We start from the raw sequence: 5,314 nt of genomic DNA, 5'->3' as shown, positions 1-5,314 counted from the left end.
TGATCGGGAAGCTCGTGCCCTCGTTCCACATCACGTGGGAGCAGGCGTGTAGGGTGTTCGGGCCCTTGCAGCCGACCTTGTAGAGGCAGTAGCCCTTGCGCGCGCTCTCGTCGTCGAAGGCCTCGACGAACTGGCCGGCGTCGAAGTGCGGCCGGCGGTAGCACTTGTCGTGGATGCGCTGGCTGTAGAACATCTTCGGGCGGCCCTGGCGGTCCAGCTCGGGCACCTTGTCGAAGGTGAGCATGTAGGTGATCACGCCGGTCATCACCTCGGCGATCGGCGGGCAGCCGGGCACCTTGATGATGGGCTTGTCGGTGATGACCTTGTGGATGGGCGTGGCCTGCGTGGGGTTGGGCTTGGCGGCCTGCACGCAGCCCCAGCTGGCGCAGGAACCCCAGGCGATCACGGCCTTGCAATCCTTGGCCACGCGCTGCAGCTTCTCGATGAAGGGCTTGCCCGACTGGATGCAGAACATCCCGTCCTCGTTCAGGGGCGGGTTGCCCTCGACGGCCAGGATGTAGTTGCCCTTGTACTTGGTCATGATCTCGTCGAGGATGGCCTCGGCCTGGTGGCCGGCGGCGGCCATCAGCGTGTCGTCGTAGTCCAGCGAGATCATCGAGAGCACCACATCCTTGGCCAGCGGGTGGGCCGAGCGGATGAAGCTCTCGGAGCAACAGGTGCATTCCAGACCGTGCAGCCACAGCACCGGGGTGCGCGGCTTGGTCTCCATGGCGTGGGCGATCTGCGGCACGAAAGCCGGGCCCAGCCCCAGGGAGGTGGCGGTCAGTGAGCAGTACTTGAGGAGGCTGCGGCGTGAAATGCCCTGCCGCCGCATGACCTCGTAAAACGTTTCCATCAGGTTGGCTCCTCGTTGTCGCCCCGCCACCAGGGGGGCTTTGGAACCGGATGGAACTCAAGTCGCGTGCCTGAAACCGGAACCCTGCGGGAAACTCCGGAGGGCTCGGTGGCCCTTACCACTTGAGACAGGTCATTTCCGAAGGGGATTTCCGGCGGCCCGACCCGGGGCTTCCGCGTGGGGCATGGTCAGCGGCTGTCCGTTCCTGTCCTGGAACTGGAAAGTCACTGGTCGGCAGGGTCCTCGGCCTGCAGCCAGTGCCGGACCTGTTCGATCAGCCAGCCCGGCGCGTCCAGCGGCAGGTCGTGGCCGGCCTCGGGGTGGGTGCGCAGCGGGCAGCCCCAGGCGCGGGCCAGGGCCGTGCTGCAGGCGGGGTGTACCAGGCGGTCGCCGCCGCCCGACAGCAGCAGCAGCGGCACCGAGGGCGGTGTGGCGGGCGGGCGGTAGCGCAGGGCCGCCGCCAGCTGGCGCAGCGCGTTGGCCCGGCTGACCGGCTGGCGCTGCCGCAAGCTCACCCAGTTGCTCAGGGTGGCGGCGGCCCCCGGGCTGCGGGCGTGCAGCGGCGCGGTGATGGCCAGCAGATGCTGCTCCCAGTCCTCGGCCGCGGTGGGCAGCATGCTGCGCCGCAGCAGACCGGCGCAGCGGGCCGGCCGCAGACGCTGCCAGAAGGGGCTCACGCCCCGCAGGCTGGTGTTGACCAGCACGGCGGCGGCCAGCTCCTGCGGATGGCGCCGGGCCCAGTCGCAGCTGACCATGGCCCCCAGCGACAGGGCCAGCACGCCCACCGGCTCGCGGCCCAGGGCCACGCCCTGGGCCCGCAGGTCCCGCCGCAGCGCCTCGGTCAGCCCCGCCACCGTGGCCGGGCTGTGCTCGGCCCAGCGCGCGCCGTTGCCCGGCCAGTCGGGCACCAGAGTCCGGCAACCCGGCCAGGCGGCCTGCCAGCGGGCGGGGAAGTCGCCCCAGTGGCCGGCGCCGCGGGTCAGGCCGCGCAGCAGCACCCAGGTGGTGGGACGGGGGGGCGGTGGCACCGGGCTCATGGGATGGGCAGGCGGTACCAGCGGTCCAGGGCCTGGGCGGCGTGGGCGTCTCGCGCCGGGCCGTCGGGCAGCCAGTGGGGCGCGCCCAGCGCGGCGCGGGCCAGGAAGTCCAGCAGCAGGTGGTGGCGGCGCAGGACCCGCTGCTGGCGGTGGGCGATCAGCGGGTTGAACATGCCGTGGCGGCTGAAGAACTGGCGCGGGTTCTTCTTGACCCACAGCCAGGAGCCCATCTCCAGCGTCAGCGCCAGGAAGACCTGTTCCGGGTGTTCTCGGCGGACCTGCAGCGTCAGGTGGTCCCACAGGTCGCCGTGGGTGCGGTACTGGCGGCTTTGCGGCTCCACCACATAGGGGTGGTGGCGCAGGCTCTGGTCGAACAGCTGCACCAGCGCATGCAGTTCGGGCAGGTGGTCGATGGGCAGTGCGGTGTGGGCATAGGGGAACCACAGCCGGTCGCGCAGGCCGAAGCCCGAGTGACAGTCCACCGCGATGGCCAGCGGGCGCCCGAACAGCTCGCGGCGGATGACGTCGCACAGGGCCTGACTTTCGGCCTCCATCGGCTCACCGGCGCGGCCGCGGTACCAGGGCAGGGCCGGGCTCAGGTGGTGGCCGGCCAGCAGGAAGGGCGCCGGTGGGTGGGCTTCGACCGGCGCGTTGCGCATCAGGTCCACGCCGCGCGGGTTGGCGCGGGTGCCGCGCAGCAGGCCGCCGGGGTTGACCACCGGCACGAAGAGCAGGCGCAGGCCCTGCAGCAGGTGCTGCAGCGTGGCGTCCCAGGGCAGGCGGGCCACCAGGTTACGCAGGTAGGACAGGACCACCTCGGTGCCGATGCGCTCCAGCCCGTGCACGCCACCCACATAGGCCACCGCCGGCAGGGCGGGGTCGGGGTTGCCCAGGCTCAGCGCCCACAGCGGCAGGCTGTGCCCGTGGGCCTGCACCTGCCCCAGGGTGTGCAGGGTGGCGGCGGGGCCGGCCTGGGTGGCCAGGGCCTGCAGTTCGCGCAGGGAGGACAGGGGCAGGGGCACGGCGGCGGGCCTCTCGCCATGCGTTCGTGATGGGCAGAGAGAGGCTCGGGTTGTCTGTTCGGCGCAGGCTAGCCGGGCCGTGTGTCACGGGCATGTCATGCGGCCGGCCTACGGTCGCGCCTGTCGCTGTCATCCGAGGATGTCGCCATGTCCCAACCCCTGTCCCTTGCGCAACGTCTGTTTCACGGCCTGGTCGTGGCGCTGGCCCTGCTGGCCGGGCTGGGCGAGTGCCTGGCCCTGTGGCGGGCCCGCTGGACCGAGCGCCGTCTGCGCTGGTCCTGATCGTCCGGCTCGCCCTGGCCCGGATGGCCGCTGGGTCGGTCAACGGAGCGTCACCGCGGGCCGCGAGCATGGCGGAACACCCATCACAACCCAGGGAGTTCCTCCATGTCCTCACGTGTTTCTCCGGCGCTGCGCGCCGTGGCCCTGGCCGCGCTGGCCGTTCTGTGCGGCACCGGCCCGGCCCAGGCCACCGAACTGGTCGGCTTTGCCAGCCTGCCGGCCGACACCTTCTCGCCCGGCCCCACCGCGGGCGAGTTCGTCAGCTCGGCCAATGGCCGCACCCTGCCGCTGGTGAATCAGCAGGCGGTGCAGGGCTTCTCGGCCGTGCTGCCGGGGCCGCGCCCGGGCACCTTCCGCGTCATGCCGGACAACGGCTTCGGCACCAAGGCCAATTCGCCGGATGCGGTGCTGCGGGTCTACACCGTGGAGCCGGATTTCCGGCGCTGGAACGGCCGCAGCGTGGCCGGCACCGGCGCCGTGCGCCCGGTGGATGTGGACAGCGGCCGGCGGCTGGCCAGCTTCAGCGCCCGCAGCCACATCACGCTGGCCGATCCGCTGGGTCGCCTGGGCTTCACCGAGATCAACCAGCTGCAGGCCTATCCCTATGCCGGCAGCGGCCCCGGCCAGGCCGGCATCCCGGTCGATGCGCGCATCCGGGCCGGGCACTGGCTGACCGGCGCCGACCTGGACATCGAGTCCATGCGGGTGGACCACCACGGCCACTACTGGTTCGGCGAAGAGTTCGGCCCCTTCCTGGTCAAGACCGATGCCCGCGGCCGCGTGCTGCGCCGCGAGGTGCCGATGGCCGGCGTGATGTCGCCCGACAACCCCTACCTGGGCAGTGCCACGCCCACGCTGGGCAGCTCGCGGGGCTTCGAGGGCCTGGCCATCAACCGGGCCGGCACGACGCTGTTCACCCTGCTGGAAGGCACCGTGACCGGTGACCCGGCGCGCACGCTGCGCATCAATGCCTTCGACGTGGACAGCGAGACCTACACCGGCCAGCAGTGGTGCTATGCGCTGGAGCCGCAGGGCACCAACATCGGCGACATGACGGCGGTGAACGACCACCAGTTCCTGGTGATCGAGCGCAATGGCACCGAGGATCCGCGCTTCAAGAAGATCTTCCTGATCGACCTGAACCAGCGCGATGGCCTGGGCTGCGTGGCCAAGCAGGCGGTGGTGGACCTGATGTCCATCCAGGATCCGCACGACCTGAACCAGGACGGCCAGACCCTGTTCACCTTCCCCTTCGTCACCATCGAGGACGTGCTGGTGATGGACGCCAGCACGCTGCTGGTGATGAACGACAACAACTACCCCGGCAGCAGCAAGACGGCCGGCGTGCCCGACCCGAACGAGTTCCTGCTCTTGCAGCTGGACGCGCCGCTGCCGGTGGACGACACGGCCCCGCTGCGCTGAGTAGCGCGGGCCGCGCCGGAGGGTTCAGTCAGCGCCTCAGGGCTGGACCGCCGGTGCCTTGGTGACGCGGGCCTTGCCGCCGGTGGTGACGATGATCACCGCGTCGCCCGGGTTGAGGGTCTCAGAGCCCTTGGCCTGGACGATGGCGCGGCGGTCGCCGTTGCGCAGCTGCACAATGATCTCGTAGGCGTCTTCCTTGGTGGCGCCACGCTCGATGGCGTTGCCCACCACGGCACCGGCCACGGCGCCGATCACGCCGCCGATGGCCGAGGAGCGCGGGCCGCCGATGTTGGAGCCGGCCACGCCACCCACCACGGCGCCGGACACACCGCCCACGCCGCTCTGGGTGCCGTCCACCGTCACCGGGCGGATGCTGAGGATGGTGCCGTCCTGCACGGTGGACAGGCGCTGCGCGTCGCCGCGCTGGATCACGTCGGGGCTGGTGGTGGTGCAGGCGGCCAGGCTGGCGGCGACCATGAGGGCGAGGGCGAGGCGTTTCATCGTCAGGACTCGGTTGGAATGCTTGCAAAAGCCAACGGCGCAGCAGGGCTTCGCGTTGACAAGGGCTTCATGGTGCACGAGCCAGGGGCTGTCCACCGTGGGTCACCTGGTAAAGAGTTGTTGCCGCGCCGGAAGTTCACTGCCGGCGCAGAGACGCTCAATCGTGCAGCCGGCTGCTGCGCGGCACGCTGGCC

The 5,314-nt window shown here is 71.0% G+C and carries 6 protein-coding genes; 2 read left to right on the top strand and 4 right to left on the bottom strand.

Translation table 11 applies throughout. The annotated features are described in order from the left end of the window. The 3 genes from I73_RS15680 to I73_RS28285 all read right to left on the bottom strand — a co-directional run. The coding region (locus I73_RS15680; protein ID WP_022981484.1) for a hydrogenase small subunit at positions 1-856 on the bottom strand (856 nt) is incomplete at its 3' end. 224 nt (positions 857-1,080) lie between these two features. Beyond that, the gene (locus tag I73_RS15675) at positions 1,081-1,884 is read right to left on the bottom strand and encodes an alpha/beta fold hydrolase (RefSeq protein ID WP_026096805.1); all 804 of its coding nucleotides are present in this window, start codon (positions 1,882-1,884) and stop codon (positions 1,081-1,083) included. Positions 1,885-1,889: 5 nt separating this feature from the next. Then, positions 1,890-2,915, bottom strand: a complete 1,026-nt coding sequence (locus I73_RS28285) for a M14 family zinc carboxypeptidase (protein WP_022981482.1) — start codon at positions 2,913-2,915, stop codon at positions 1,890-1,892. Between the two features lie 147 nt (positions 2,916-3,062). Between I73_RS28285 and I73_RS34460 the strand changes: the two genes are divergently transcribed. Continuing rightward, the gene (locus I73_RS34460; protein WP_022981481.1) at positions 3,063-3,197 is read left to right on the top strand and encodes a hypothetical protein; all 135 of its coding nucleotides are present in this window, start codon (positions 3,063-3,065) and stop codon (positions 3,195-3,197) included. A gap of 105 nt (positions 3,198-3,302) precedes the next feature. Next, a complete protein-coding gene (locus I73_RS28280; RefSeq protein ID WP_022981480.1) occupies positions 3,303-4,619 on the top strand; it encodes an esterase-like activity of phytase family protein in 1,317 nt (438 codons plus the stop codon). Positions 4,620-4,655: 36 nt separating this feature from the next. Here the strand turns inward: I73_RS28280 and I73_RS15655 are convergent, their stop codons facing one another. Further along, positions 4,656-5,120, bottom strand: coding sequence for a glycine zipper 2TM domain-containing protein (locus I73_RS15655; RefSeq protein WP_022981479.1), 465 nt, complete (start codon positions 5,118-5,120; stop codon positions 4,656-4,658). Positions 5,121-5,314: the final 194 nt, after the last annotated feature.

Origin of the sequence: Ideonella sp. B508-1 (assembly GCF_000333615.1) — a bacterium.
Lineage (GTDB): Bacteria > Pseudomonadota > Gammaproteobacteria > Burkholderiales > Burkholderiaceae_C > Ideonella.
The sequence above is the reverse complement of the archived record's forward strand: the minus strand, read 5'-3'. Positions and strand labels throughout refer to the sequence as shown.